This window comes from Legionella moravica DSM 19234 (assembly GCF_000423305.1).
GTDB lineage: Bacteria > Pseudomonadota > Gammaproteobacteria > Legionellales > Legionellaceae > Legionella > Legionella moravica.
The window spans coordinates 1-26,700 of the sequence record NZ_AUHS01000033.1 but is presented as its reverse complement, the minus strand read 5'-3'; the positions used below and the strand labels follow the sequence as shown (position 1 = coordinate 26,700).

The window sequence follows — 26,700 nt, the reverse complement described above, 5'->3', positions numbered from 1 at the left end:
AAATGCAGCATGTACATACATATCAAGCGAATTCCCGTGGCCGTGACCGCGGGATCTCATGTTTTAGCACAGCCATCCTGGTTATGCGATCAAATCCGTTGGTCGTGGGCAAGATGTGATTAAGAGACAGTTGCTAGCAAACAGGCTCCTGTTGTTTAACCTATCATTCCCCTTCACACGAAGTGTGGGGGAGAGGGATAGGGTGATATAATGATTGCGACAGCAACCCTTGTTCGATTCAATCTCCTTTTGACTTTAATTTGTGCTCTCATTTTTATCTTTCACATATAAATTTGAACATCACCAGCTTTTGTTTATTAAAATATCAAATAAATATACCAAAAAGTGGGTTTTCGGCTTGACTGGTGAAGAAATGTGTTTCTATAGTGTATAAAAGTGGGGTAAAATAATAAAAAAGTGGAAAAATGTGGAGTAGTTGTATTCCACCACCTGGGACTAAATCATGTTTCGTGGAATAAATAGCATCACCATAGACACTAAAGGACGGTTGGCCATCCCAACTCGTTACCGAAGTGCTTTGGGTGCAGAGGACAAAATTCCTTTGGTGGTGACTATTGATACTGAAGAAACGTGTTTGCTTCTTTACACTGCGGCTCAATGGCAGGTGATTGAAGATAATTTGCAAAAACTACCAAGTTTTAATGCAGCTGCTCGAAGGATACAGCGTTTGCTAATTGGTCATGCTACTGATGTTGAAGTCGATGCTAATGGCCGTGTGCTGTTGCCTACAGTGTTGAGAAATTATGCAAAATTGGAAAAAGACGTAGTGATGATAGGCCAGGGTAATAAATTTGAAGTATGGAATAAAGAACTTTGGGATTCCAAACGCGAACAATGGTTGGCTGATGAAGCCTCCGGAACCGATGGATTACCTGATGAAATGAAAACGTTTTCTTTGTAATGGAAACCTAAATGGCAGCGCATCAATCAGTATTACTACACGAATCCATCAACGGTCTGGCTATTAAAGCTGACGGAATCTATTTTGATGGAACATTTGGTCGTGGGGGGCATAGTCAGGAATTATTAAATCATTTAAATGATAAGGGAAGGTTGTTTGCCATAGATAAAGATCCCGATGCAATTCAATATGCAAAAGATCATTTTGGTTTGGACAAACGCTTTCATATCTTTCACGGGTCATTTGCAAGAATCAAGGATTTTGCCGCAGAAGCTGGAGTGCTTGGCTCAGTTAATGGCATATTGCTTGATTTGGGGGTGTCTTCTCCACAGCTCGATAATCCTGAGCGAGGATTCAGTTTTATGCAACAAGGTCCATTAGACATGCGTATGGACATCACTCAAGCAGTAAGCGCGGCTAAATTTGTTAATGAAGCTGAAGTTGATGAGATGGCTTCAATCTTCAGGTTGTATGGAGAAGAACGTTTTGCAGGAAGAATTGCCCGGGCAATTCTTGAGGCGAGAAAAATTAAACCTATTACAACGACTTTGCAATTGGCAGAGATAGTAAAAGAAGCAAATCCAAAATGGGAAAAGCACAAGCATCCTGCGACTCGAGTATTTCAAGCGATTCGTATTCATGTAAACCAGGAGCTGGACGATCTGATCAGTTGTCTGGAACAGTGTCTGGATGTTCTGGCTCCCGGCGGGCGATTGGCTGTGATCAGCTTCCACTCGCTTGAGGACCGTATAGTAAAGCAGTTTATGAGAGATAAAGAACAGGGGCACAGGCCTCCGCCTGAAGTACCTGTAAAATACGAGCAACTTAAGACAGGATTTAAACGCGTAGGTAAAGCCATAATGCCACAAGAAAATGAATTAAAAGACAATATCAGATCAAGAAGTGCGGTGCTTAGGATAGGGGAGAAACTAGCATGAATGCTGCAGCTAAAGTAATAAATCAAGGTAATTTATTCAATGGTCAATGGGCAGATATTCACATGTCTAAATCAATATATATGCTGATGGTATTGTTAGCTGCCGTGTTAGTGAGTGCCTTGGCAGTGATTTATAGTACGAACTCGTATAGGTCAACGCTCAGTCAGGTAGAACAGGAAGAACAACAAACTCATTTTTTCCAATTACAATGGGGGCAGTTGTTGTTAGAGCAAGCCAGTCTGGCAACTCCTGCTCGAGTTGAAGAGTTGGCAATAGAAAAACTGGGCATGACTCTGCCAAACCCCAAAAACACCTATTTTTTACATGCGCAATGAACACCGCACTTCATGGTGAAGAAGAGCTGAGTACGTACATGAGCTTAAGATTAAGAGAAAAATCACCTCGAAATATTTTAAGGCTTCATGTACACTCCCTACTCAATAACAACACGCGCAATATGGATGTATTTGTGCTTCAAAATACTTTTTTTGAGTAGTCACTTATGAAAAAAACACATCATTTAGCTCGACTGATTACTGTTGCTGTTTTTTTTTCCATACTCCTGCTTATCTTGATTTGGCGAATGGTCGATCTGACTGTTTTACACAGGCAATTTTTACAAGGACAGGGTAATGCCCGAAGTTTGAGGGTAGTTGATATACCCGCGTATCGAGGAATGATTACCGACAGAAACGGTACTCCTCTTGCAGTTAGCACACCGGTTGAATCTGTATGGGTGAATCCTAAAGAATTTTCTCCTGACAAAGAGCAGTTCATGCAGTTGGCAAAATACTTGAATTTTAGTCCTAAAGCCTTAAGCAGAAAAGTGGTCGATGCTCAAAATCGAGAGTTTCTCTATTTACAGAGGCAATTACCGCCTCCTCTTTCAAAAAAAATTGAAGCGCTAAAAATTCCGGGCGTTAACTTCCAAAAGGAATTTAAACGCTATTATCCAGATTCCGATAGTATGTCCCAGTTATTAGGATTTACTAATGTTGATGATCAGGGACTGGAGGGTATAGAGCTGGCTTATCAGGATTGGTTGATGGGCATTGTAGGCAAGAAAAGAGTTATTAAAGATCGCCTGGGTCGTGTCATAGAAGAGTTAGGGGTGTTAAAAGAACCGCGCCCTGGTCATGAATTATCCTTGAGTATTGATAGACGATTACAATATCTGGCATACAGTGAATTGCACAAAACCGTTGAGGAATTTGCAGCCAAATCGGGTTCTGTAGTGGTACTCGATACTGAAAATGGTGAAATTTTGGCTATGGCTAATGTCCCATCCTATAATCCTAACTCTCGTGGCCGTTATGATAAGGACACTTACAGAAACAGAGCCTTAACCGATACTTTTGAGCCAGGCTCGGTAATTAAGCCGTTCAGTATCGCCAGCGCACTGGAAACTGGGCTTTTTACACCTGATACTATTATTGATACCAATCCAAGCTGGATGAGTGTGCATGGGCGTACCGTTCGTGATATTCATAATTATGGTGTATTGGATGTAACCGGAGTATTGCAACACTCCAGTAATGTCGGGGTGACTAAAATGGTATTGGCCAGTCCCCCGGAGCAATTGATTGGATTATTACAACGCAGTGGATTTGGGCAAAGAACTGAAAGTGCTTATCCTGGTGAAAGTGAAGGTTCAATCGTAAAAGCCAAAGACGCCAATCCCTTTGTTTTGGCAACCCTGGGTTTTGGATATGGTCTTTCTGTTACTGCTCTTCAGCTAGCGAAAGCAAGTTTAATCTTTGCTAACAAGGGACAATTAATTCCCGTTACTTTAATACATAATGATACACCAACACCCGGAGTGCAGGTGATAAAGCCTAAGACCGCTGAGCAAGTGCTTCTCATGATGGAGGCTGTTTTAGGTACAGGTGGTACAGGAAAGAGTGCACGGGTACCAGGTTACAGGGTTGCAGGAAAAACCGGAACCGCTCGTATTGCCGGAAAAAATGGTTATAAAGACAGAAAATATACAGCCAGTTTTATGGGTATAGCTCCTGTATCCAAGCCCAAATTTGTTGTGGTGGTTATTATTCATGAGCCGACAAGAAAGGGCTATTATGCCGCAGCAGTCGCAGCTCCGTTGTTTGCTAAAGTGATGTCCGGGGCATTGCGTTTATTTAATGTGCCTACTGATGATCCGGTTGGATAATGTAGGCTGTCTGTTCACGCGAAACGATGTTTGGGCAGCTTGAGCCGTTTGTACGGGATCATTGTAGAGGATTTCCTTATGCTCAGGTTATTCTAAATTTGACTATTTATCAGAATGAGGCGTAGGCTCATGGAACTTAATCAATTATTAAAACCCTGGATGCAGCAGGAAATAAGCAACTGTGAACTGAATGATATTAAGAATGACAGCCGATTAATTCAGAAAGGGGACTTGTTCATTGCATATCCTGGAGCCGCGTCGGATGGTCGTCTGTATATTGATAAAGCAGTTCAGTCAGGAGCCGTTGCCGTAGTCTATGATCCAGATAATCTGCCCGCTACCTTTAAATTGCCTGTATCAGTGCCTTGTGTGCCTGTACCTCATTTAGCGGCTCAATTAGCACCGATTGCCAAACGATTTTATCAGGAACCTGGTAAATCATTAACCGTTACTGGAGTTACTGGCACTAATGGTAAAACGACAATTGCCTATCAATTGGCTCAAGCACATGAATTGCTTGGGCAAAAATCAGCTTATATTGGCACTATAGGTCAAGGAACGGTGCACGAGCTCAAACCCTTGGACAATACCACGCCGGATGCCTTGTGCTTGCAAAAATTATTATTCCAATATCAACAACAGGGAATAAAGCAAGTGTCTATGGAAGTATCATCCCATGCTTTAAGTCAGCATCGTGTTGATAGTATTGATTTTAATCAGGCATTGTTTACCAATTTGACCCTGGATCATTTGGATTATCATCACACCATGCAGGCATATGGCGAAGCAAAGGCTATGCTGTTTGCCAGAGAAGAGTTGCAATGGGCTATCATAAATCAAGATGATGAGTACCAGCATTTAATGAGCCGTTCCATCATGCCGCATGTTAAAAAAATTACCTACGGCATGGGTTCTTCTTGTGATGTCAAAGCAGTGAAATGGCATAGTGATTTGAATGGAACAGCAATTGAAGTGCATTCTCCCTGGGGAATGCATGAATTGAATATTAATGCTCTCGGACAGTTTAATATTTATAACAGTTTGGCTGTGTTTAGCAGTTTAATGGCAAGCGGTTACGCAGCAGGCAACGTCGCCCAAGTTATGTCTCGGTTAAACGCGGCACCTGGACGTATGGAAATTGTGGCAAATTCTCCGTACGTTCTAGTGGATTATGCCCATACTCCTGATGCTCTGGAAAACGTACTCACGACGTTAAATCAATTAAAAAAAGGGCGGCTTTGGGTCATATTTGGTTGTGGGGGAGACAGGGATAAATCAAAACGACCCGTTATGGGAAAAGCGGCCAGTCGTTATGCGGATAAAATTGTTATTACCAGTGACAATCCCAGAAGTGAAGATCCATCTGTAATCATTGAAGAGGTTGCACAGGGAATTCCATCGTCTGCTTCGGTTATCAAATTAATTAACCGTGAAGAAGCCATTGCACATGCATTACAGGGCGCAGAAAAGGACGATATCATTCTTATTGCTGGCAAAGGCCATGAAGCCTATCAACAAATAGGTTCAGAAAAACGGGTATTTTCCGATCAGGAAGTCGTCAGGCGATTGATTAAGGAATAGTTTCCTGGATACTTCTATAGACCATCAATCTGATTGTCTGAGTATATGGCCATTTTATAGGCACTTGATTAGGATTTTATATAGTCGGTATTGAAAATTAAGTCCCTCGCTTAAGTATCGCTTAATATTGATACCGTATTTTAGTCATCCGTGAATTTTTGAGTATCCAGCTGATGACTACCGAAATTTTTTATTGGGATGGTCTTATCATTGATGAAGCCATCGCCGATAAATATGTAGAGGTTATTAATCAATTAAAAAATGGCGAACTCCAGGGGGCTGGTTTATCGCTGAAAAAAATGCGTCATCATAGAGTCTTTAGCCTTAGTACCAGCTACAGTGGTCGATTATTATTTACATCTCGGGTTATCAATCAAAAGAAATGTCTGATTTTTCTGGAAGAGCTTCCTAATCATGATTATAAAAAATCAAAATTTTTAAATAATCCAGCAACGTTAAATCAATTTTTAGAAAAGAATCACAATGATTTGGTAGCGATAGTTGATTTTGAAGAAGAGTTTATGGACATCGATGAGTTTCCAATCTCTTTGGATATTAATTTAACGGAAAAGCGACGGTATACCCCGGTTGAGTACTATGATCAGGAATTTATTGTTTTAAACAGTTCGCAAAAGCACGCCAAATTTGCAAAAGGACCAGCCGTAATTGAAGGGCCACCTGGCTCTGGAAAATCATGCGCCTCACTTTCATTAATCACCAATGCAAGGGCAGAATTAACTAAAATTCTTTTTTTAACGTCTTCTCCTGCTTTAGTGAGTCATATGGAGGTTTTATATAATAGTTTACCTGCCTCCCTGGACAGTCCTCCTGGCCGAGTAGTTTTTAAGTCCTATTTACAATTGGTGCATGAATCGGATCCCGCTACGGAGTCTAAAAAAGTTGTTGGGCAAAAGCATTTTGCCAAATGGTATGCCGGTTATTGCAATACAAAAGAACACTTGTTAAAAACTCAAAACAGCAAGCACAATAAGTCAAAACAAAAGAGACATAAAAAACAGACTCATCATCTGCCTCAAGAAGTCTTAGATGCAAGGAATGTATATCAAGAATTCAGAACAACAGCCGCGTATTCGGATTATGTTGATACCCAATTTGGCACTGAGAAAAATTACACACAGTCAGCCTATGAGAGACTGGGTGAAAAACATCAATCGTTATTTACAAAGGAACATCGTCCCTGGCTATATCAAGCCTTTCAAGACTATGCCGCCTATTTGAAACATACTAATCACATTGATCTTTCTTTTTATCGTTTAAAATCAGATGAAGTATTCGACATGGTCGTTGTCGATGAAAGTCAGGATTTTTCAAAGTCTCAAATTCAGGATATAACCAGATTAACAAGTCCAGCTTTGCAGATCTATTTTTGCCGGGATTCTCATCAAAGTTTGGAAGACAGCCAGTCATCTGGTCCTTTCATCCACGAGCATTTATACCGACTAGGCAACAGGATTGGTATCAAAGCACAGCACATTCAATTACCCTGCTCCTACAGAGTGTTTCCAAACGCTCAATCTTTGGTGGATAGAATATTGGATTTGCGTCTGAAACTAATTGGTGGCCGCGCGGACAATCTTGAATACGTCAAATTGCCAATGACTGTGGAACAAAACAGCACTTTAGGATCGGTTCATTGGTTTGATAGAGTACCTGAAGCGGTGCAGACTGCTTTGCAGGAGGCAACACACAGCAGTGATTTAATTATTATTACTTTGCCTGAGTTTATCGAAGAAGCAAGAATTTTTTTCAAGACGGATTTAATCTACACTGTAGATCAGGTCAAAGGCTTACAATTTCCTGTTGTTGTTTTATTCCGAATGGCTGAAGATAAAGCATTGGAAGAAGCAAATAAAATACTGAGTAAACCAGAACGTTCTTATGTAGCCAGTAGTTCTACCACAAATCGTCCTGCTGATGGAGTAGGTAATCCTAAGTTTGGCCCTCCATTAAATCGATTTTTTACCGCAGCAACGCGTGCTCAGCAGCAAATTATAGTCATACAACCTCATCAACATAAATTCGGTTATGTAATCAATGCCATGAAATCTGCAGAGCAATCTGCTGATGAGTTTAAAATAGAACTCAATAAACAAAGTTATTCTGAAGAGAAATGGTTGGATTTAATTAGAAAACTCATCAGCAAAAATGAAATCGCTCTTGCCAGGAAAATATACATCCAGTACTTAAAGAAAACTCCGATTGAATTCAAAGAGTTTGTAAAGCAAGCCAAGACTCCATGTTCTGCTTCTATCCAGAAGTCAGGGTTGATGGCCACCAGTATATTAAGTACTCAGGGTCCTGTTGCTTCGAGTTCATCTACTTCGGCAAGCTCTGGAAGTGTCGCTTCTGTGAGTACCATGGGTCTCTTTTCCGACAGAACAACTGATGAAATGCATCCTTCCTATAGGGAAAAAAGAGGTAGCAGAAACAAACCCAGGATTGTGAAACCCGTCTCGTTATCCGTTCAAGCCTCCGATACGATGACCCAACAGGTTAAAACTATTCCTGCAACTCAGAGTACCAGGCATTCACCACAACAGAATAGAAGAATGCGGACAGATAAACGTTCCTCAGGCAGAACCCACCGGGATGGGTTTATGAAGCGCATAAGCAACGAAGCTTATCCAGGATTATACTTGGCCAACGAGTTATCTAACGGGAGGCTGGATTCTCAAAATTTAATCAATCTATTGATATACTACCCGGAGTTATGTGATTTAATTACTATCGAGCACTTGTGTAAAGTGGGAGAACAACCTTATTCATCCCTCTTAAGCCAGCTTTGCTGCCCTTTTGTTGAATCCAGACATATTGCACTCAATTTTTTGCTTGAAAGAGATGATGAATTAATCAGTTTTCTTGTCGCGGGGATAAAGTGTTATTTGTTTTCATTTCAAGATGCTCAGTTGAAAGAACTAACGGAAAAAGATCAATCACTCCTGAATATTTTTCAGAAAAAAGTGACTGATTTCCGAGACATTCAATATTTGAATACTACGAAAACAGGTAAAGAAATCCTTGAAAAACTGGCATATCTATTAAATGGGAGCATAATCGATTTGCATTATGATTTGCAGAATGCAATCAGAAAGCAACCAGAGCCTAATTTCGAGGTTACATTTCAACGCCAACAGATTCATACGACAGAAAATCAGCATGCTTTGTTTGCATCTCAGCTTAATGAACTTAAAGAGACATTTTGGCAACACATTATCGCCCAATATCCATTAGACGATACCTCAAGAAAAATTGTACGACTTATGATCCAGGGCAATAGCATTGGGGTAGAGTTGTGGAACAAAACTCCCTTTGTCAACTTGGCAGATTTTTTTCCTCATGCATTTTGTGATTTAAACATTCGGCATCTGTTTAGTGAACAGGAACGTGAGTTGGCAAGACGATTGATAACTACACTTGAAAGTCATCCTCATTGGACCACAATAGAGGAATTAAATTATATTGATCTGGAACTGAGTGCTCCAGATTTTGATTTTACCAGTATTTTTTCAGGGATTTTGCGTACTGTCCGTGCACAGTTAATTCTTGAAAACCGATTGCTTAATAAACTCTACAATGTAAATATGATGTTTTGGGATAATATCGTTACCCAATTTGGCGAGGTTTTTACTAATCGTCTTCGTATCAAAAACATCATGGATCAGCTAGCACAAAATGATTCAGTAGCAATCAAAGCCTGGAATTCCATGGATGAAAGAGAAAGCAAATTTAAAAATAATCAACCATCATGCTTGTTACAATTTTTTACAACATGCAAAAATGCAATGAGTGCAGAAGAATTTGAGAAATGTACTTTGCTTCAGAACATTATTGCGTGGTTAGAAGCAGATAAGGTATGGGAATTAGAGGCTTGTTTTAATTACATTAGCGCATGTTTGAATTCTTCAGAGTTGGGTCGGTTTAGTCTTTTAGCTGGATATTTGCGATTTACACAAGATTATCTGGCCAAACAGTTATTGCAGGAAAAAAAGAATAATAGACAATTAATGACCCTTTCTGTACCGGTGTCGATACCCGAACAGAGTAATGTCGGGTCGACACCCTTGATGCTTGAGCATGAAGAGAATGAAGTCGAAGAACAACAATCCATGAGCAGAATGATGCCTTTAAATTAGCAGAATCACCTGGTATATACGAGATACGGCAAGCGAAACCAGGTTTGTTTTTTATTTAAAAAGCATCCTTGCTGTTCAGCGTTCTTCAAGAGGTGTTACCCGATGGGGTGTTCGTCGATGGAGATTCGTTTAAATCAGAATGAGTGTTGTTCATCTGATTATCCTGGTGAGAAAAAAAGGACAATGGAGTGACTGGTTTTATCTCATCATTTAAGGATTTTTGCTTGTTGATAATAATCTCCAGGCCAGGATTATTGTTAACCAGTTGATTAAGGAATTGCTCTCCATCTTTCGATTTCAACAGTAAACTTAAAGGAGATGCCTTAAAGTTGTTTTGAACAGCTACACTGCATTCCTGACAAAGAAATTCTTCGGTAATTTCTTTTGCAATTGATGGATTTTGTTCCAGGATAATGTTCAGTATTTTGTGGCCAAAAGCCGAGGTAGATAGCCAGGATAAGGCGGAAGTTTTGGCGTATTTACCAATACCAGCATCTCTTTGGTTACATAAAGCGAGTGCAGTAATACCTTGAGCAATCGCTTGGTTTTTTTCTAATAATTTAAGTAAAATGGTGCGTCCGCATGTCGTGTTTGAGAACCAATACAACGCAGAAAGAGCACTGACTCCATTATCTTCTGTTTCGATCATCAGAGATAAGTCATCGGCTGTGATGGCTTGTATCAAAGTCGGATTTTCATTTAATATCTGGTAAAAAAGTATTTGCCCATTACCGTGCTTGGCAAATAAATACAGAGGTGAAATATTGGCGAATGTACATACGTCCGGTGGGCGAGCAGTACACAGGATTTTTCTGTTAAGGCATTGAGCTATAGATGGATTTGTTTTGCATAGCCTGGTAAGAGCACGTATGCCTTCTGCATCGGTTAATAACCAGAAAAAAGATGAGTTGCCTTGCATTGGAACAGCGTTTAAAGGGCGTTCAAGAAATAAAACAGTGCTGTCAATGGATAAAGCCAGATCGGGGTTAAGGTCCAATAATTGATTCAGTAATTCTCGTCCATCAGAGTTAGCGGCGAGCCAGAATAATGGGGAAGAGTTATATTCTGGATCATCGGGAGAACTAACAAAATGGCATAGAGCCTCAGCAGTAATGGACCGAGCTAATTCGTGATTGACTTCAATTAATCGTTTTAACATATCTCTCCCATCTTTTTGTCCACAAAGCCAAAATAGTGGGGAAGTATCTAATTTAGCTTGAGTTGGCTCCTTGAGAATCTGGCATAATTCTTTAGCTCTTATTTCCTTGGCCAGATTGGGGTTATTGTCTAATAGTTTTTTAAGCAATACGCGACCATCAGTATTAGCGGAAAGCCAGTATAGTGGTGATGTATTTGGATTAAAACGAGCGTTTGAATTCAGCGCAGCACATAGAGTGTTCCCTGTTATTCCCTTAGCTAAATCCGGGTTTTCATCGACTAACCTCAAGAGTAATTGGCGACCTGCTGGAGAGCTGGTAAGTACAGAAAAAATGGATGTACTGGAGTCATCTTCTTCTATTTGTTGCAGGATGTAACAAATACTTTCCGCACTAATTTCTTTCGCTAATTCAGAATTCAGGTCTAATAATTTATTGACTAACGCTATTCCTTCTGGAGTGCTGGATGCATAGGATAAAGGGGAGTGGTGGGCGTTTTTACCTATTGAGACTGCTCGTCGATTACATAAAGCTTCCCCACTGATTCCTTTCGCAAGATCGGGATTAAGAGTCAATAATCGGTCCAGAATTACTCGACCACCAGAAGTTGAAAATAACCAGAATAGTCCTGAAATATTGGCGTTGATTTCTGCATGCGGAGTAAGTGGTCGACATAATGCTTTGGCTGTTATTTCTTGAGCCAATTGGGAGTTGAGATCCAATAATACATTTAATACCTCTCGTCCTAGTGCTGATGAAGTAAGCCAATATAAAGCTGAAGAATTGGTTTCAATGCTATTCGGGATGGTGCGTTTTCTACACAAACTCTTTCCGGAAATCGTTTGTCCTAACCTGGGATTTTGAGCTAGTAATTTAGTAAATAAGGTCAATCCTATGGTAGAACTTGCAATCCAGTATATTGGTGCGATTATTTCCCCAGCACCAGTTGTTTTTGGTCCGGGCGAGTAGTTCAAAAATGTATCATCAAGATTTTTTCCCAGTTCAGGGTTTAAATCTAAAAGTTTGTTTACAAATTTTCGACCATCAATATAAGCCAAGAGCCAATAGAAAGTAGATGCATTATTATGAGCAATTGCATCCGATTTAGGAATATAAGTTAAAGTGCTGAGTTTGATGTCTTGAGCCCGATTGCTGTGACAGTTCAATACCATGTTCAGTATTAAACGACCCGTTGGATGTAATGCGAAGATCATAATGGATGGAATGTCTTGTGGAGGATTGGTTTGACAGAGGATCTCCGGTGTGAACGCCTTGGATAGGGCACTCCAATGTTTGTTGATCAGTTGAAAAATCAAATCTCTGTAGGTCGGGTTATTGATGAGTTTTGTGAACAAGCAGGTCCCGTCTTTGAGTGGGTGTTGAAATAAAAGTTTGGCTGCTGATTTGTGTTTAAAAAGATTAATAATGGATTTTTCGTTTAATTGGTTTAATAGCGAATGGATGTAAGCGTCACATGGAGATATCTTTGGCGAATTCAAAGCCGCAGTACTCGGTTTAAGGGCTATGCTGCTCTCATGAGGAATACTGCTTTTGTCTTTTGGTATTTGATTCTTGTTTGGAGATAACTGTTTAGTTTGGGCTGCTGAATTTTTTTTATTATGCTTTTTTCTTTTAGATGATGATTTGGTTTTTTTTGGCGAGGCATTTGTGTCCAGGGCCTTTTCTTTTGGCAGATCATTTTTTTGAGGAATGATTTCGCCTGGAGTCGAAGTAGAAACAGCAGTTGATGACGGAACACTCTTCCGCGCATTTATTTTTTCCTCAATGGCAGTCGAGTCCAGCTTAAGGTGAAAGTGCATCAGTTCTCTGGCGACAGCTATTCTTCCTTCCGATAAATGATGTTCAATCACGTGTTCCCATTTTAATTGTTCATTTTCAGAGTTTTGTTCTTGTATTGAGGCACTTAGTTGATTCAGGGGCAACTGACCTAAAAAGTGCTCTCCCAGCTCCATCCATCGTTTACTTGGTTCGTGGACGAATACATCGGACTGAGAGCGAGTAATCGAGACGTATAAGGCATTTAATGTATTCCATTGCTCCAGAGTTAACTCGGTGTTGCCAGGTTTTTTTATTTTTTGCAGCAACTCATGAAAACATTTATTTCCTGAAAAGGGTTTCCATAAAATCACTCGATCAAAATCAAGGCCAATAGCTTGTTTGGCAGTCAAAATATGATTGGTATTTAAATGATTATTAATAAATTCCCGATCACCGGATTCCAGATGTTCAGCAATCACAACAGTTCCAGTTAATGTGCCAAATTCACGAATTTTTGCCATGCCACAGGAATTTATCCAGCTTACCATTCCTCCGCTGGAGTGCATTGATTCAATGCTGTGGTAGTTACGCCGTTTTCCTCCACCATCTAAAGAGTATTTTACTTGCATGAGGGTATTGGCAACTTCAGCTACTTTGGGACGGCATCGCCAGGTTTTAGGTAAAGGTTGTTCTGAATAAGCACCGTAGTGTTGATGCATGAGTTCTTTTAGGCAACTGAGAATGTAGGGAGAGGAAATCAGGCATTGCTCACTGTCGAGACAGGCCACAAAACGCTGATCTTTTGCTGATAAGATTAAATCACACAGTGCTACGGGCGGCAGATTTTGTGCCTCATCACAAAAAACACTGAGGAATTGGTGATTTTGGGGGAGATTTATTCGAGTGACCATTGGATCGAGAAGCTGATGTTCCTTCAGATGCTGTTGCCAACGCGCAAGTAAATCAATTAATTTATTTTGCATGTCCGAATTTTTTGAGTAATAACATTGTCGATTACCTAGATTCATGTAGCTTTTGGTTCCCAGGGCAACAATCAAACTGAATTCATAATGAATGACATCACTGGCTTCTTTGGGAAGTTTGTCTTTTAACCAAAGGGAAAACTCATTATCCTCGATTAATTTTAAATCAGGATGATGGAGCATCAACAATGACTGCCACGTCGTAAATAAAACGCCAGAGGTATCTTTAGATTGATAGACTTGATGTTGTTCTTTTAAAGAGCTTATCAAATGTTCGGACTGGGAGAGGAACAATACTGGGGCTGTGGCGGGCTGCTCTGCTGTGTCGGTGTTCAGATCAGAATTTAAACTTAAAGAATAAGCATTAAGGATTTTCAGCATCAGATTGTACAAAATTACCGTTTTACCCGCACCCGGTGGCCCATTCAGTATTAATGGTGTTTTTTGCAACATGGCTTTTTGTTGGGAGTCATCCAAAGCCAAGGTTAATCTATTGTAGGATACAGCAGGAGTCACTGATAGCTTGTCGGATGTGGGTTCTGGTGCATCCTTATAGGGATCCTCTTCGATTGTGATTAGCCTAATATTCCCTGGATTTTTACTGCGAAGTTGCCGTTTAACCTGCCCGTAATTATGATCGTTAAGGGCTAATATCAACAAGGTTTTGTTCTCGTTATGAAGTATGTAGGTATAAATCAGACGATTTTTTTTATCTGTTTTTGCCCGAAAGACATCTTCGTTATTGTATTTAGAACCAGCTAATTTTTTTACATTGGGATAACGAAGAGTTCTTGAAAGGATGTTATTAATTAAATCAGAATGTTGAAGCAATTCTGCGGCGTTTATTCGAGTGTGATCATAGAGTATTTGGGGCATATAAGCAGACCTTTAAAGTTATCTTTCCTTTGTTTAAGAAGTGATGGATCAAAAAGAGTGCTTATTGTAACTAATTGGATCCCTGCGTGTCAAAATTCTTACAATATGGGTTTATATTTGATTTTATGCCAGAGATAGATGCTCTGTACATAATAAAAAAACTGTCATGCCCACGCAGACATTACTATCAATTCTTTGTACTTGCGGTTGAGCCATCCCATTTAGCAAGGATGCTTATAAACCAAAACACCAATTAATAAACATCCCGCTGAACAAATGTGATACTTTACTGAATTAGGAACTCATGCTACAAGAAGCTGATTGTTCTTCTGCAACTGATTTTTCACTAACTTCCTGCGCACTGAAAAAAGAATACTCACTTCCAGGAATCTGAGGTGCAATCAGAGCCGGAGGAACTTGCGCTTTGCGCTGCATCTCGAGTTCCCTGAGCGATTCTTTCGCCAAAATATCTTGAGCTAATCGCAAATAAGCAGCCAACAGACTTAAGGGTTTCAAATTATCCGAGTTCAAACATGTAGTGATGTAAGCAAAATACTCTTTTAATGATTTACATTGATTTTCCCTAAGCCAACTAATAATATTCTCAAGCAGAGAACTGCGTCCTAACTCCTCTTTATCTTGCAGATTTTTGCACGTTACGAAAAAGTTCCATAAGATAAACGCACGATGTTCAATGCTTGAGAAGTCCAGAATTTTAACGGATTTGAATGCTTCTTCTGCGACCGAATCATTAGCGGAGAGCCTATTCAAAATTGCGTCAACTCGCTGTTGATTAGTAAATAAATTACTCAGTTTTTTAACTGTATTCCCCCAAAATATATTATTTGACTTGTATAGTTGGTTGATTAAGGAGTGTTCTCGTGCTAAATGCTTACGAACTGTGCGCAGAATTCCTGAAAAAGTACTGGTACGATCTAGGTCTGACCCATTCAACTCACCACATATATAAGTTTTCTGTTCTATAGCAGTCCACTGTGGAGCGGCATTCATAACCATTATGACTCGCTTTGCTATTTCTTTGTCTTTGTCGCTCAGTATTTTTTGTAAAGCTGGTACGTAGAAGAGGTTCTGAAAAAATGTAGATAGCGATACACAATTCATATTGCACCATAAATCTTCCCCAACAATATTGGCTTGCACCATCAAACGCACTACAGCTCTGGAAATGTCATCTGTAGGATAGCGCGTTACTATTGTTCCCCATGATTCTTCATTCTCTCTATTCAGATCAAATGCCAACACATCATGATCAAGGATTTTTAATAGTTTCTGTTGATTTTGTAGTGGAACTGGAAAATTCGCCTCCAGATTCATCCTGAATGCGTGATGCATTTTTGTAGCCAGAGTCTCCGCAGTCCATTCCATTTTTTTAGCCAGCTTTAACAAAATTTGTTTACCGGTTTCTGTTGTTTGCAAAAACTGCAACTCTCGCAGCTCCTGGGATTTTTTTTGAAAAAAGGCTAAATACTTATTGGTTGCCTCGGGAGATTCTCCTATATGAGACTCCTGGTATGAAAGAAGAAAACACTTATATCCCGTAGCAAAGGTATTAAACAACTCATGTTCCTTTTCAAACAGAAAGAACAACGCAACATGTCGCGACTCATTATAAGGTGAGCATAGTTGACTGAGCAGTGATGTATGAGGTTCTTTTTCTGATACTGTAAGACACAGTTGACCCACGTCAATCACTTCTTTTGACTGCGGATAATAGAAAAATAGTTCTCGCAATTTATGTGAATCTATAGCGCCACAGGATAAAAGCGTGGATAAATACAATCCTGGATTAGGATTAGCTAATACGTTGCTCAACAGTTCTTCCATAGGTGGCTTTGCAAGAAACTGCATACCAACCAAAGAATCATCTCCTGAGGCAGATAGCCTTGTCTTTGAAGTATCAGCCACTCCCGAAGTTCTGCTTTTGGGCGCAGCAGTCTTGGCTGTAGCCAAAGCAGATTTTGTACTTAACATAGTCGATGACGCAGTGGAGCTACTGGCTTGTTGCGCACGACGTCCACCTCTTCTTTTATGATATCGAGAAGCATTTTCTGAGGATGTTTTAGCGGAAAAAATACCCGCCGCACTGACAGAGGCAGCATCCGTAGAACTGGATGAGCTGTAAGTAGCTTGTTGGGGAGCAATAACAGTGCTCACAGGAGAAATGGTCACAGATGAAGTGGCCACAACACTTGGCGGAGCTGTTGTTATCTGGAGAAACTCCTTAAACTCAGCCGTTGTTTTTTTTAAATGTTTCACGTAAATGGTTTGAGCCAGTGACAGTTCCTTTTTGTGAATCAGTTTTTGCACCAGCTGCAACCAATTGTCTTCCGAGTAACTTTGTTTGGTTAATTCAATTTTAAAATCATCACCGAATCGTTCGGTTGATCTAATCGCATCAATGATATAACTGTACTGATGCTGGGAAGGCTGAATCACGATGATTTGCTGCTGAGCTCGAGTTACAGCAGTAAAAAAGCGATTTAACGGAGGTCCAAATTTGGGATTACCCACTCCTGCCGCAGGACGATGTGCGGTAGAACTGCTGGCTACATAAGAGCGCTCAGGATGAGCCAGTAGTTTATTGGCTTCTATCAACGCCTCATCCTCGGCCATGCGATACAGAACCACTACTGGAAACTGCAGGCCTTTGACTTGATCGACCGTATACACAACATCCGTATTGAAAAATGCCTTGGCTTCTTCTATCCATTCAGGTAACGTGATGATGACCAAGTCACTGCTTTGTGTCGCATCTTGCAACGCCCTGTGTGCATCTTCGGGTACTTGTTCAAACCAATGAACAGAGCCTAATGTGCTGTTTTCTTCTACCGTCAAAGGCAGTTGCACGTATTCAAGATTATCGGCACGACCGCCAATGAGTTTCAGACGCAAATCCAATAACTTGTCGACTAAAGGTTGGGCATTAGGAAACACTCGGTACGAACTCGGAAGTTGAATGTGTTGCACTTCAATGCCTGCTTTATGACCCAGTTGATACAAATGCTCTTTGATGAAAGGGCCTGAGGATTGGCTGTCTGTCAAACTTTGATGAGAATCTCGACAAAAATAAATTTGCAAAGAGGGGGTTAGAGCGATGAGTTGCTGAATCTGGGCTTTAGAAAAATCCTGAGCCTCATCAGCTACCACCATATCGTATACTTCAGTGGATTGCAGGCGATAAAAAGACAAATCAATGCATTCATGATGCCTCAAATAGGCCGCATAATCCTGATAGGCTTGATAGAGCCAGGAACGGTGTTCTTTTTTAAATAAAGACTGGTGTTTTTCACCCAAACCGTCATAACTCGATTGGGTATATGCTTTACTGGTGCCGTAGCGAGTATCAACATAATCCACATAGGCCGCAACTGTTCTGAACTCCTGGTATACCGTTGCGGCATCTAATAATTCTTTTGGCAAAAGAGGTACTTTACTGAACACCCTCTTTCCTTTTCCTTTTCCTCTGACTTGATCGGTTTTTGCAGTTTTTAGCTGCTGTTGTTTTCTGGTGCAATAAGAACCAAACCATTCGCTAAAATGTTCCAGGCCTACACTTCTTTTAGATACAGTCGCCGGATCTGATTCATGAACCAATTGCGCATAAGACTTAAACACGACCCGGCCAGGAGGGCCTTCCAGCTCAGCAGGCAAACTCTGATACAATCCTTCCATGTGGCTCACTAAGGCAGCAGAAGAAGTCACGTACAGCACTTTGTTGAGGTCAGTAGGTGCATTAGCAACTAATGACAGCGCAGCGCAGGACTTTCCAGAGCCAGGAGGGCCTTCAATAATAGCCGGTCCTTTAGCGTATTTCGCTTCTTTTTGCGAATCGTTTAATTTGATGAATTCCTGATTATAATACTCCACTGGAGTGTAAACGAGCTGTTCATCCCCTATGTCATCCAAAGGCAGAACCGATGCATCCACATCAATGAATTCATCTTCAAGGTTAACTATCTTCCTGAATTCACCCTGATTTTTATCAAGAAAATTACTCAACGTCTTGGGGTGATTCAAAAATCGGGATTTTTTATACTCGTGATTAGACAGATCTTCCAGAAAAATCAGGCATCTTTTTTTATCAATTTCACTTATGGTAAATAAAATCCTGCCTTTACGACTGGTTCGGACACTGAATACTTGATGAGAGCGCATTTGTTTTAAATCTAAACCAGCTTCTTGCAACTCTCGGTTTTTTAATTGCATGATGACTTCCATGTACTTCTTGGCTACTGATTCATCAATGATTAGACCATCCCAATAGTAAATTTCACCTGGCATTTATTCGATTCTCTAGATAATAGATAAAGGCTCTATGATAAAGCATTAATATTAAGCAAATATTAATTGATGTAACTGCCAACGTCACTTCGACAGGCTTCATAGAAAATTAGTCTTTCCAGGTACAGATGTTAAATTTGATCGAAAGAAGATCACTTCCCTTGATATAAGTGCGCCTGTGAGGGAAGACAGTTTTTTTTTATCATGTACAGTGGGATGGATGGGTGGTTGATAAAACAAACAGCACGATGGAGTGTCTGTCACTGATGGTACTCAGGAGTCTGCAATTGCATTAAAAAACGAAGAGACTTCTTCAGGTACGAAAGTGCTATAGAGTGAAAAATTATGGCGATTCTGGTGTTGTTTGCGCAGTATCTGAAATGTTTGTTCTTTATTTTGAGCTTCTTTGAGGATTTTGGTTTCTATTGATGGATTGTATAGGGAAAGTATCAGTTCCTGCCATGATTGATGTGTACCCAATGAAGGTTTAGTAGATAAGTCCGGTTGAGCAAAAATTGGTTCAGGCAAGTTCATCATTTTGTGTAATTGCTGACTAATCATTGCGACTGCCCCATATTTAGCTTCCATACTATGACCTGCGATGTGTGGGGTGCATAAAGTAGCTCGATCAACGATCCTCTGATCCAGTGCTGGCTCATTCAGATAGACATCGGTACAATAGATCAGTGCCTTTTGGTTGTTTAACAATGCTTCCTCGTTGACAATTCCACCTCGTGAGGCATTGATAATCGTGCAACCTGCTCTTAATTGACTCAAAAAATTCTGATCAATTAAATTTTTGCTGGGGTGAGGGTTGGTATTGTGTAGTTCGGCATGAATGCACAGGAGATCGCATTCATACAAATCTTCTAAAGCGCAACTTTTAAATGAATTACTCGCATCTGTTTTCAGTGGATCGTACGTATGAATCTGATAATTTAATGCGTTCAGACGACGGTAAACTTTGCTGCCCACAGCGCCCATTCCAATAATTCCAGCGTTCCTGCCTTTCAACATTTTGTTTTGCTCAAGATAGGCCAGGGAAGAGACGACATAATCAGCTACTGCGGTTGCATTACATCCTTTGGCGTCAATGAGTATAATGTTGTTGCTTTTTAAATAGGCGTGATCGATGTGATCCGTGCCACTGCTGGCCGTAGCAACATATTTTAATTGATGGTCTTTGAGCAAATGATGATTCACTTTCAGTGTAGCTCGGCAAAGCAGAATGTCTTGTTGAATCAGCAATAAAGGAATGTCTTCTTGCTTTTCATAAAGAGTCAGAATAAACGGTGAAGGAAAGGCTGCTTCCAAACCAGGGAGAGAGGCATCGGCAAGAATATTCATAAATTAAATATGAGACTGAGTAAATATAATCCACCGTTTATCAAGGGAAGCAAGACATAGCCAAGGATATTAGTGAATATCAAAATGACAAGAATCAAGAATCCATAAGGTTCAATTTTTTCATAGACCATGGCTTGTCTGGGAGGCAATAAACTGCTGACTACCCTGCTGCCATCAAGAGGGGGGATGGGTATGAGATTTAAAAATGCCAACACCAGATTGATCATCATACCGGCTCGGGCAGTAACTAACAAGAAGAGCCCTGGCATGGAGGATTCAGGATGCAAAAATGTGGCGATTTTAAAGCACCCAGCCCATAAAAAAGCCATAAGAAAATTAGAAAACGGACCTGCCAAAGTAACCAGAATCATATCTCTTCTGGGGTTGCGTAATTGATTCCAGTTTATCGGTACAGGTTTTGCATAACCAATGACAAAATTAAAATGAGTGAGCACTCCTGCCAGTATGGGTAACAGAATTGTGCCTACGGGGTCAATGTGTCTGACGGGATTTAAACTTAATCGACCGAACATTTTTGCTGTATTATCACCACATTTGAACGCTACATAGGCATGAGCCGCTTCATGCAAGGTAATTGCCAATAAAACAGGGAGAGCCCAAATACAGATTTGTTGGATTAGGGTAAATTGGTGCATTAATCGTTCTATATATAAAATTCAGGATTTGATTCTATCCAATTCTTCATGTGATTAACAAGGCATAAGCCGATAAATAGCACGGCTGTCCCATTAAAAATATGACGTCTTTCCGAGCGTAGCGAGGAATCTCCTGCAAATTGGCACAATCTGAATTAATACATTAATTATCATTACCTTTTAAACTCTTTTTTTTATAAGGAATTTAATGATGTCATCAGAAGATGTACCTGGATTTTTATATCATTTCGACAGGCTCGAAGATTCAAGAATTGATAGAAAGAAATTGTATCCTTTAACGGAACTATTATTTTGAACAGGTTACAAAATACCAAAAAGAAATTTAAGGATATGAGCATTAGGCGCCTGCAGAAAAAGGCTGGCTGGGGAGACTCAACTCTTGATATGATTTTAATGGCCGCATTGTAATGGGATCGTGCAACCTTGCAGGAGATTCCTCGCTACGCTCGGAAAGACGTCATATTTTTAATGGGACAGCCGTGCGATAAATAGTATTGGATAAATTCCCCTTGATAATATGCATGAGTTAAACTTCACTGTTGATTTTATGCATTGGTCTTGGCTAAAGCAGTTCCATCTTATATGATGCTTTATCACGTATTATTTTTAATGGATTTTGTGAATGACTCAATTTGAACGAACTTTTAATTTAATGAAAAAACCTTGGGTAATAGTGCTTTACGTTGTTCTAGTGGTGTTAAGTTACTTCTATGTAGATATTCCTGTTGCTATTTATTTTCATCAACTAGACCTCCGAAATACGTTTCCTGCCCTGAATGTGTTGACTGCTTTCGGGCAATGGAAAGCCTATATCATTCTGTTTGTGTTTCTGGGCTTTTATTCCCGATACATTCATAAAAATGATCGTTTTGAGGCCCGCGTCTGGTATCTTTTAGGTTGTGTTTTTATCCCTAATCTCATTGGTTTTATAGTGAAAGTCTGTGTGAGTCGAGCTCGCCCCGATTTATTCTTTTCTGACAATCTGTTCGGTTTCTACTGGTTTCAGACTAAAGATTTGTACTGGTCGTTTCCTTCTGGCCATTCACTTACTGTAATTGGCCTGGCTTCCGGCTTAGGGGTCCTGTTTCCAAAGTATTTCTTTTCATTCCTGGGTTTTGCTGTGCTTGTGGTGCTTTCCCGTGTATTTCTATACCATCACTACTTAAGTGATGTCATGACCGGATGTTATTTGAGTATTTTAATAGTTGGCTATTTTACTGAATTTCTTAAAGGGAAGCATTATCTTAGTAAAATGAGATGAGTCTGATGAGTCAGTCTGATTAAAGGAGTAATTATGACAATAGAAGCGGAATTGAAACGACTGGTAAAGTTCTACGCGATATTTGATTCAGAGCACAATTGCTATGTACCGCAACTGGATAAACAAATTGTATTAAGTTTAGAGCGTGATTTTGTTAAAGTGGTGAATCAACAGCTCCTGGAAAATGGACCATCTAAAGAGAGCATAACCAGTCAGTACAGAAAAATCAGTGTAAAATTTCATCCTGACCGACATTTGAATTACTCCCCTGAAATCAGTTGGCTTGAACAGATTCTATCTGAAGGAAAAAATGATGGTGCCTGCTTCAAGGTTTTGAACTTTTGCCATGATAAATTCATTAATCCGGAGAAATTTAAAGAACCAAAATTTGCTGATATTAAAACCAAAGAAGACTGTAAGGTATGGCTGGATGGTTTAAAAAATCAATCGACCACTTATTCTGGGCGCAGCTTGTATGAAAGTTTACAGGACTTGCTTGATCAATCCGGTGATTTTTTTGATCATGCCGGAAAGATTAAACCAACTGGTTTAAGAGTGTTAATCAAATCCATTCCGGTTATTTTTGCTACCTATGGAACCTTTATATTTGCTGAAGAATTATTTGCCGTTTACGCGCTTTATTTGATTGTGTTAAAGAGTGGCCAATACTTGGAGAGCTGTCATTCATCAGAATTAAAAAGTATAGGTAAAACGCTGCAGGAGTTGAGTACTATTACCGCGACAGCGACTACAACGTTTATGGTCCGTTTGCTTGAGATGATATTTTGGGCTTCCCACCAATGCCTGGATATGAGTTTACAAATAGGTTCTTCTCTTTTCACACCCATACTTGTTTCTTCATCAAGACAGGATAGTCCAGAAGATGTTGATGCCGAGATGTGCAGGGAGATGATTATCGCAAGTCAGAACATGCAAGAAGGCATGCAACTCAAGACGCCTGAGTTAAAGGTTATTTCAGCCCCCCTTGAGTCTTATATAGGATTAAATGAACAGCAATTTTTCCGTGGCCTACGGTCAGGCCAAGCGAAATTTCGAGCATTAGAGGCCTTTTTATTTCGGATGAGAATATTGGATGAGTGCTCAGATCCTATTGAGGCAAAACTAACCCAGGCAGAAGAAGAGCTACGTAAAATTAAAGATAACCCAGAGGTTTATAACAGCAAAACCGCCACTGCTGTAGATCGTGCAAGTCGAATAATTGATTTGTTAAAGGATTCCGATGTTTCAGACCGGCAGTTGGTTTTATATACACCAAGATAGCATATGATACATAGAGGTTTTTTTTACGAAATTGAAAATGAAATTAACCTCTTGAATTTACACCCGTATCTCTGGCAAGATGCGGATTGTTTTGATTTTTCCAGTGAGGAACCATGAAAATACTCGTGGCAGTGAAGCGTGTGATAGACCCTTATGTAAAAATTCGTGTCAAATCGGATAATTCAGGAGTCGAAACGCAAAACATAAAAATGGCGATGAATCCCTTTGATGAAATCGCTGTTGAAGAAGCCTTACGCTTGCGTGAGCACAATTGGGCGACTGAAGTGGTTGCGGTCAGTATAGGCGACGACAGTTCTCAGGAAACCTTGCGCCATGCTCTTGCTTTAGGCGCAGACAGAGCCATTCTGGTGCGAAGCGAACAGGCATTGGAAAGCCTGAATGTAGCAAAAATTCTGAAAAAAATTGTCGACGAAGAACAGCCCGATTTAATCTTGATGGGTAAACAAGCCATAGATGGTGATAATAATCAAACACCGCAAATGTTGGCTGCATTGCTGGGTTGGCCTCAAGCGACCTATGCTTCCCACTTGAATGCCAATAGCGACAGTCTTGAAGTAACTCGCGAAATTGATGGTGGATTGGAAACGATAAAAGTGCAATTACCAGCAGTCGTAAGTACTGATCTGCGTCTTAACGAGCCCAGATATGCAAGCCTTCCCAACATCATGAAAGCAAAGCGCAAACCCCTGGACGTGCGTGAGCTCGATGCATTAGGGCTTTCCTTGAAGCAACATATTGAAATCTTAAAAGTCAATGCGCCTGCTGTTCGCAGTGGCGGAGTCAAGGTTGAGTCTGTAGCCGCATTGTTGGATAAATTACAACATGAAGCCAAAGTGCTTTGATAAGGAGATGAGATGAGCACTTTAGTACTTGTAGAACACAACAATCAGACTTTGCATCCATCAATTCGAAATGTATTGGCTGCTGCATTGGAGATGGATAATAAACCGACACTTCTTGTTGTTGGACATCAATGTAAAACCATCGCAGAACAAGCCGCTCAATTAGAAGGAGTTCATGCTGTCTGGTATGTTGATAATTCTTGTTATGAACATCAACTGGCAGAACAAATCAGTGAACTGGTTGTATCCTTTGCAGGATCTTTTGATGTAATCATGGCTCCTGCCAGCACATACGGTAAAAACATAAGCCCTCGGATTGCCGCTCTTTTGGATGTAGCTCAGGTTTCTGATGTAACCCGAATCATTGACGCAAATACCTTTGAACATCCGATCTACGCAGGGAATGCGATTGAAACGGTTCGAGTGTTGGATACTCAAAAAGTGATGACCATCAGGCCAACAGCCTTTAATCCAGTAACCGGCAATCAGGCTGCTTGTTGCATTGAAACGATGAGTCAGGAATTTTTGCCCCAAAACAGTCAATTTATCAAGCATGAACTCAGTAAGTCAGAACGACCTGAGCTGGGTAGTGCTAAAATTGTTGTTTCTGGTGGAAGAGGATTGCAAAGTGCTGAAAAATTCAAATTAATTGAAGATTTGGCTGATTGCCTGGGAGCTGCAGTAGGTGCTTCGCGCGCAGCTGTTGACGCAGGTTTTGTACCGAATGATTATCAAGTAGGACAAACCGGCAAGGTAGTTGCTCCTTCGCTCTATATCGCAGTGGGTATTTCTGGAGCAGTGCAGCATTTGGCTGGTATGAAAGACTCTAAAGTAATTGTTGCAATCAATAAGGATGAAGATGCCCCCATTTTCCAAATTGCTAATTACGGCTTGGTGGGTGATTTGTTTGAACTGGTTCCTCAATTAATTGAACAATTAAAGAACCGTTAGGGAGAGTTGTTATGTTAGTAGGTGTTCCAAAAGAAATTAAACCACAAGAAAATCGCGTAGGTCTTGTTCCCTCCAGCGTGAGGGAAATTGTTCGTGTAGGCAGTTCTGTTATAGTGGAACGCGGAGCAGGACTTGGTATTGGTATTTCTGATGATGACTACCGAAATGCTGGCGCAGAAGTCGTTGACAGTGCTGATGAAGTTTTTGCTAATGCCGAGCTAATTGTTAAAGTAAAAGAACCTCAACCCATTGAATGTAAAAGACTTCGTGAAGGTCAAACCTTATTTACTTATTTGCACTTGGCTCCTGACCCTCAGCAAACTCGTTTGCTAAAAGAATCTGGTGTTACCGCAATCGCTTACGAAACGGTAACTCAGGATGATGGGGGCTTGCCTTTATTGACTCCTATGTCTCAGGTCGCAGGCCGTATGTCCATTCAGGCTGGAGCCCATTGCCTCGAGATGGCACAAGGTGGCAGCGGGGTTTTGTTAGGTGGCGTTCCAGGTGTGGCAGCCGCTAATGTCGTTGTGATTGGAGGCGGTGTAGTCGGTTCCAATGCGGTTCGAATGGCTATGGGTATGGAGGCACGGGTTATTGTTCTTGATCGTTCTTTACAACGCTTGAATGATTTGGATTTTCAATTTGGCTCTAAACTGAATACTGTTTACTCTACAGCTGATGCCATAGAAAAATACGTGGCCAGTGCTGATTTGGTTATCGGGGCAGTGTTGGTGCCTGGCGCGGCAGCGCCCAAGCTGGTGACCAGGGCGATGTTGAAATCAATGCGTCCAGGTTCAGTTCTTGTTGATGTGGCTATCGATCAAGGGGGATGTTTTGAAACCAGTCGTGCTACTACCCATCAGGAACCTACCTACGTAGTTGATAATGTTGTGCATTACTGTGTGGCAAACATGCCAGGTGCAGTACCCAGAACATCAACATTTGCCTTAAACAATGCAACTTTACCCTTTGTTTTAAGCATTGTAACTAAAGGTACCAAATTGGCATTATTAAGCGATCATCATCTGTTGAATGGTCTTAATGTTCATCAAGGTAAAATTACTTATGAAGCTGTGGCAAGGGATTTGGGATTTGATTATGTTCCTGCCAATATTGCTTTGGCTGGAAAGTAGGCAACGTCCCTGAAGTTTGTTTAGACAAGATTTAATCTTGAAATGAGCACAGATTTTTCAATTTCACTTCGAACTGCCCCCTCTCCCGCGATAATAACTTTGATAGTATGATGATGCCCTTCGCGGGAGAGGGTTGGGGAGAGGGAGATGGACAAATCTGCGCTAAGACAACGAGTCCGTAATTTACGGAAAAACAGCACCGATGCTGAAAGACATCTTTGGTATCATCTTCGAGCGGGTAGACTTGGATTTAAATTCAAGAGACAAGTGCCAATAGGCTCATATATCGTTGACTTTGTCTGCATTGAAAAACGACTGGTTATCGAAC

General features: G+C 40.5%; 16 protein-coding genes. 12 read left to right on the top strand and 4 right to left on the bottom strand.

What is annotated here, in order from left to right; translation table 11 throughout:
* Nucleotides 1-463 precede the first annotated feature (463 nt).
* The 6 genes from mraZ (at nucleotide 464) to G543_RS0108910 (ending at nucleotide 9,762) form a co-directional block, all read left to right on the top strand.
* The gene (gene mraZ, locus G543_RS0108935; protein WP_028384221.1) at nucleotides 464-922 is read left to right on the top strand and encodes a division/cell wall cluster transcriptional repressor MraZ; all 459 of its coding nucleotides are present in this window, start codon (nucleotides 464-466) and stop codon (nucleotides 920-922) included.
* A gap of 11 nt (nucleotides 923-933) precedes the next feature.
* Nucleotides 934-1,860, top strand: a complete 927-nt coding sequence (gene rsmH, locus G543_RS0108930) for a 16S rRNA (cytosine(1402)-N(4))-methyltransferase RsmH (RefSeq protein WP_028384220.1) — start codon at nucleotides 934-936, stop codon at nucleotides 1,858-1,860.
* A complete protein-coding gene (ftsL, locus tag G543_RS0108925) occupies nucleotides 1,857-2,195 on the top strand; it encodes a cell division protein FtsL (RefSeq protein ID WP_028384219.1) in 339 nt (112 codons plus the stop codon). Before rsmH ends, ftsL begins: the two co-directional genes overlap by 4 nt.
* Nucleotides 2,196-2,362: 167 nt before the next feature.
* Nucleotides 2,363-4,027 (top strand): peptidoglycan D,D-transpeptidase FtsI family protein, encoded by a 1,665-nt coding sequence (locus G543_RS0108920; protein ID WP_028384218.1) that lies wholly within the window; start codon nucleotides 2,363-2,365, stop codon nucleotides 4,025-4,027.
* A gap of 129 nt (nucleotides 4,028-4,156) precedes the next feature.
* Nucleotides 4,157-5,608: a UDP-N-acetylmuramoyl-L-alanyl-D-glutamate--2,6-diaminopimelate ligase gene (locus tag G543_RS0108915; protein WP_028384217.1), complete on the top strand. Its 1,452-nt coding sequence runs from the start codon at nucleotides 4,157-4,159 to the stop codon at nucleotides 5,606-5,608.
* Nucleotides 5,609-5,781: 173 nt separating this feature from the next.
* Entirely contained in the window at nucleotides 5,782-9,762 is a 3,981-nt protein-coding gene (locus G543_RS0108910; protein ID WP_028384216.1) for a hypothetical protein, read from the top strand.
* Nucleotides 9,763-9,847: 85 nt separating this feature from the next.
* On the opposite strand, the gene G543_RS0108905 is transcribed toward G543_RS0108910, so the two are convergent.
* The 4 genes from G543_RS0108905 to G543_RS0108890 all read right to left on the bottom strand — a co-directional run bounded on the left by G543_RS0108905 (nucleotide 9,848) and on the right by G543_RS0108890 (nucleotide 20,862).
* The gene (locus G543_RS0108905; protein WP_028384215.1) at nucleotides 9,848-14,557 is read right to left on the bottom strand and encodes a hypothetical protein; all 4,710 of its coding nucleotides are present in this window, start codon (nucleotides 14,555-14,557) and stop codon (nucleotides 9,848-9,850) included.
* 294 nt (nucleotides 14,558-14,851) lie between these two features.
* Nucleotides 14,852-18,859, bottom strand: coding sequence for a DEAD/DEAH box helicase family protein (locus G543_RS0108900; RefSeq protein WP_028384214.1), 4,008 nt, complete (start codon nucleotides 18,857-18,859; stop codon nucleotides 14,852-14,854).
* A 273-nt stretch (nucleotides 18,860-19,132) separates the two neighbouring features.
* Entirely contained in the window at nucleotides 19,133-20,206 is a 1,074-nt protein-coding gene (locus tag G543_RS0108895; RefSeq protein ID WP_028384213.1) for a 4-phosphoerythronate dehydrogenase, read from the bottom strand.
* Nucleotides 20,203-20,862 carry a site-2 protease family protein gene (locus G543_RS0108890; protein WP_028384212.1) on the bottom strand — a complete coding sequence of 220 codons (660 nt, stop codon included), beginning with the start codon at nucleotides 20,860-20,862 and terminating at the stop codon, nucleotides 20,203-20,205. The genes G543_RS0108895 and G543_RS0108890 overlap by 4 nt, the downstream gene beginning before the upstream one ends.
* A gap of 643 nt (nucleotides 20,863-21,505) precedes the next feature.
* Here G543_RS0108890 and G543_RS0108885 point away from each other — a divergent pair.
* The 6 genes from G543_RS0108885 to G543_RS0108855 all read left to right on the top strand — a co-directional run.
* Entirely contained in the window at nucleotides 21,506-22,144 is a 639-nt protein-coding gene (locus G543_RS0108885) for a phosphatase PAP2 family protein (RefSeq protein ID WP_028384211.1), read from the top strand.
* Between the two features lie 33 nt (nucleotides 22,145-22,177).
* Nucleotides 22,178-23,425 (top strand): hypothetical protein, encoded by a 1,248-nt coding sequence (locus G543_RS0108880; protein ID WP_028384210.1) that lies wholly within the window; start codon nucleotides 22,178-22,180, stop codon nucleotides 23,423-23,425.
* A 113-nt stretch (nucleotides 23,426-23,538) separates the two neighbouring features.
* Nucleotides 23,539-24,288 carry an electron transfer flavoprotein subunit beta/FixA family protein gene (locus tag G543_RS0108870; RefSeq protein ID WP_028384209.1) on the top strand — a complete coding sequence of 250 codons (750 nt, stop codon included), beginning with the start codon at nucleotides 23,539-23,541 and terminating at the stop codon, nucleotides 24,286-24,288.
* Nucleotides 24,289-24,300: 12 nt separating this feature from the next.
* Nucleotides 24,301-25,239, top strand: a complete 939-nt coding sequence (locus tag G543_RS0108865; RefSeq protein WP_028384208.1) for an electron transfer flavoprotein subunit alpha/FixB family protein — start codon at nucleotides 24,301-24,303, stop codon at nucleotides 25,237-25,239.
* A gap of 11 nt (nucleotides 25,240-25,250) precedes the next feature.
* Nucleotides 25,251-26,372, top strand: a complete 1,122-nt coding sequence (gene ald / locus G543_RS0108860; RefSeq protein WP_028384207.1) for an alanine dehydrogenase — start codon at nucleotides 25,251-25,253, stop codon at nucleotides 26,370-26,372.
* Nucleotides 26,373-26,519: 147 nt separating this feature from the next.
* A partial coding sequence (locus G543_RS0108855) for an endonuclease domain-containing protein (RefSeq protein WP_028384206.1) occupies nucleotides 26,520-26,700 on the top strand: 181 nt, incomplete at its 3' end.

What these genes read in the sequence shown, in the direction of transcription:
- mraZ (WP_028384221.1), top strand. Translation starts at nt 464, where the DNA reads ATGTTTCGTGGAATAAATAGCATCACCATAGACACTAAAGGACGGTTG.
- rsmH (WP_028384220.1), top strand. Translation starts at nt 934, where the DNA reads ATGGCAGCGCATCAATCAGTATTACTACACGAATCCATCAACGGTCTG.
- ftsL (WP_028384219.1), top strand. Translation starts at nt 1,857, where the DNA reads ATGAATGCTGCAGCTAAAGTAATAAATCAAGGTAATTTATTCAATGGT.
- G543_RS0108920 (WP_028384218.1), top strand. Translation starts at nt 2,363, where the DNA reads ATGAAAAAAACACATCATTTAGCTCGACTGATTACTGTTGCTGTTTTT.
- G543_RS0108915 (WP_028384217.1), top strand. Translation starts at nt 4,157, where the DNA reads ATGGAACTTAATCAATTATTAAAACCCTGGATGCAGCAGGAAATAAGC.
- G543_RS0108910 (WP_028384216.1), top strand. Translation starts at nt 5,782, where the DNA reads ATGACTACCGAAATTTTTTATTGGGATGGTCTTATCATTGATGAAGCC.
- G543_RS0108905 (WP_028384215.1), bottom strand. Translation starts at nt 14,557, where the DNA reads ATGCCCCAAATACTCTATGATCACACTCGAATAAACGCCGCAGAATTG.
- G543_RS0108900 (WP_028384214.1), bottom strand. Translation starts at nt 18,859, where the DNA reads ATGCCAGGTGAAATTTACTATTGGGATGGTCTAATCATTGATGAATCA.
- G543_RS0108895 (WP_028384213.1), bottom strand. Translation starts at nt 20,206, where the DNA reads ATGAATATTCTTGCCGATGCCTCTCTCCCTGGTTTGGAAGCAGCCTTT.
- G543_RS0108890 (WP_028384212.1), bottom strand. Translation starts at nt 20,862, where the DNA reads ATGCACCAATTTACCCTAATCCAACAAATCTGTATTTGGGCTCTCCCT.
- G543_RS0108885 (WP_028384211.1), top strand. Translation starts at nt 21,506, where the DNA reads ATGACTCAATTTGAACGAACTTTTAATTTAATGAAAAAACCTTGGGTA.
- G543_RS0108880 (WP_028384210.1), top strand. Translation starts at nt 22,178, where the DNA reads ATGACAATAGAAGCGGAATTGAAACGACTGGTAAAGTTCTACGCGATA.
- G543_RS0108870 (WP_028384209.1), top strand. Translation starts at nt 23,539, where the DNA reads ATGAAAATACTCGTGGCAGTGAAGCGTGTGATAGACCCTTATGTAAAA.
- G543_RS0108865 (WP_028384208.1), top strand. Translation starts at nt 24,301, where the DNA reads ATGAGCACTTTAGTACTTGTAGAACACAACAATCAGACTTTGCATCCA.
- ald (WP_028384207.1), top strand. Translation starts at nt 25,251, where the DNA reads ATGTTAGTAGGTGTTCCAAAAGAAATTAAACCACAAGAAAATCGCGTA.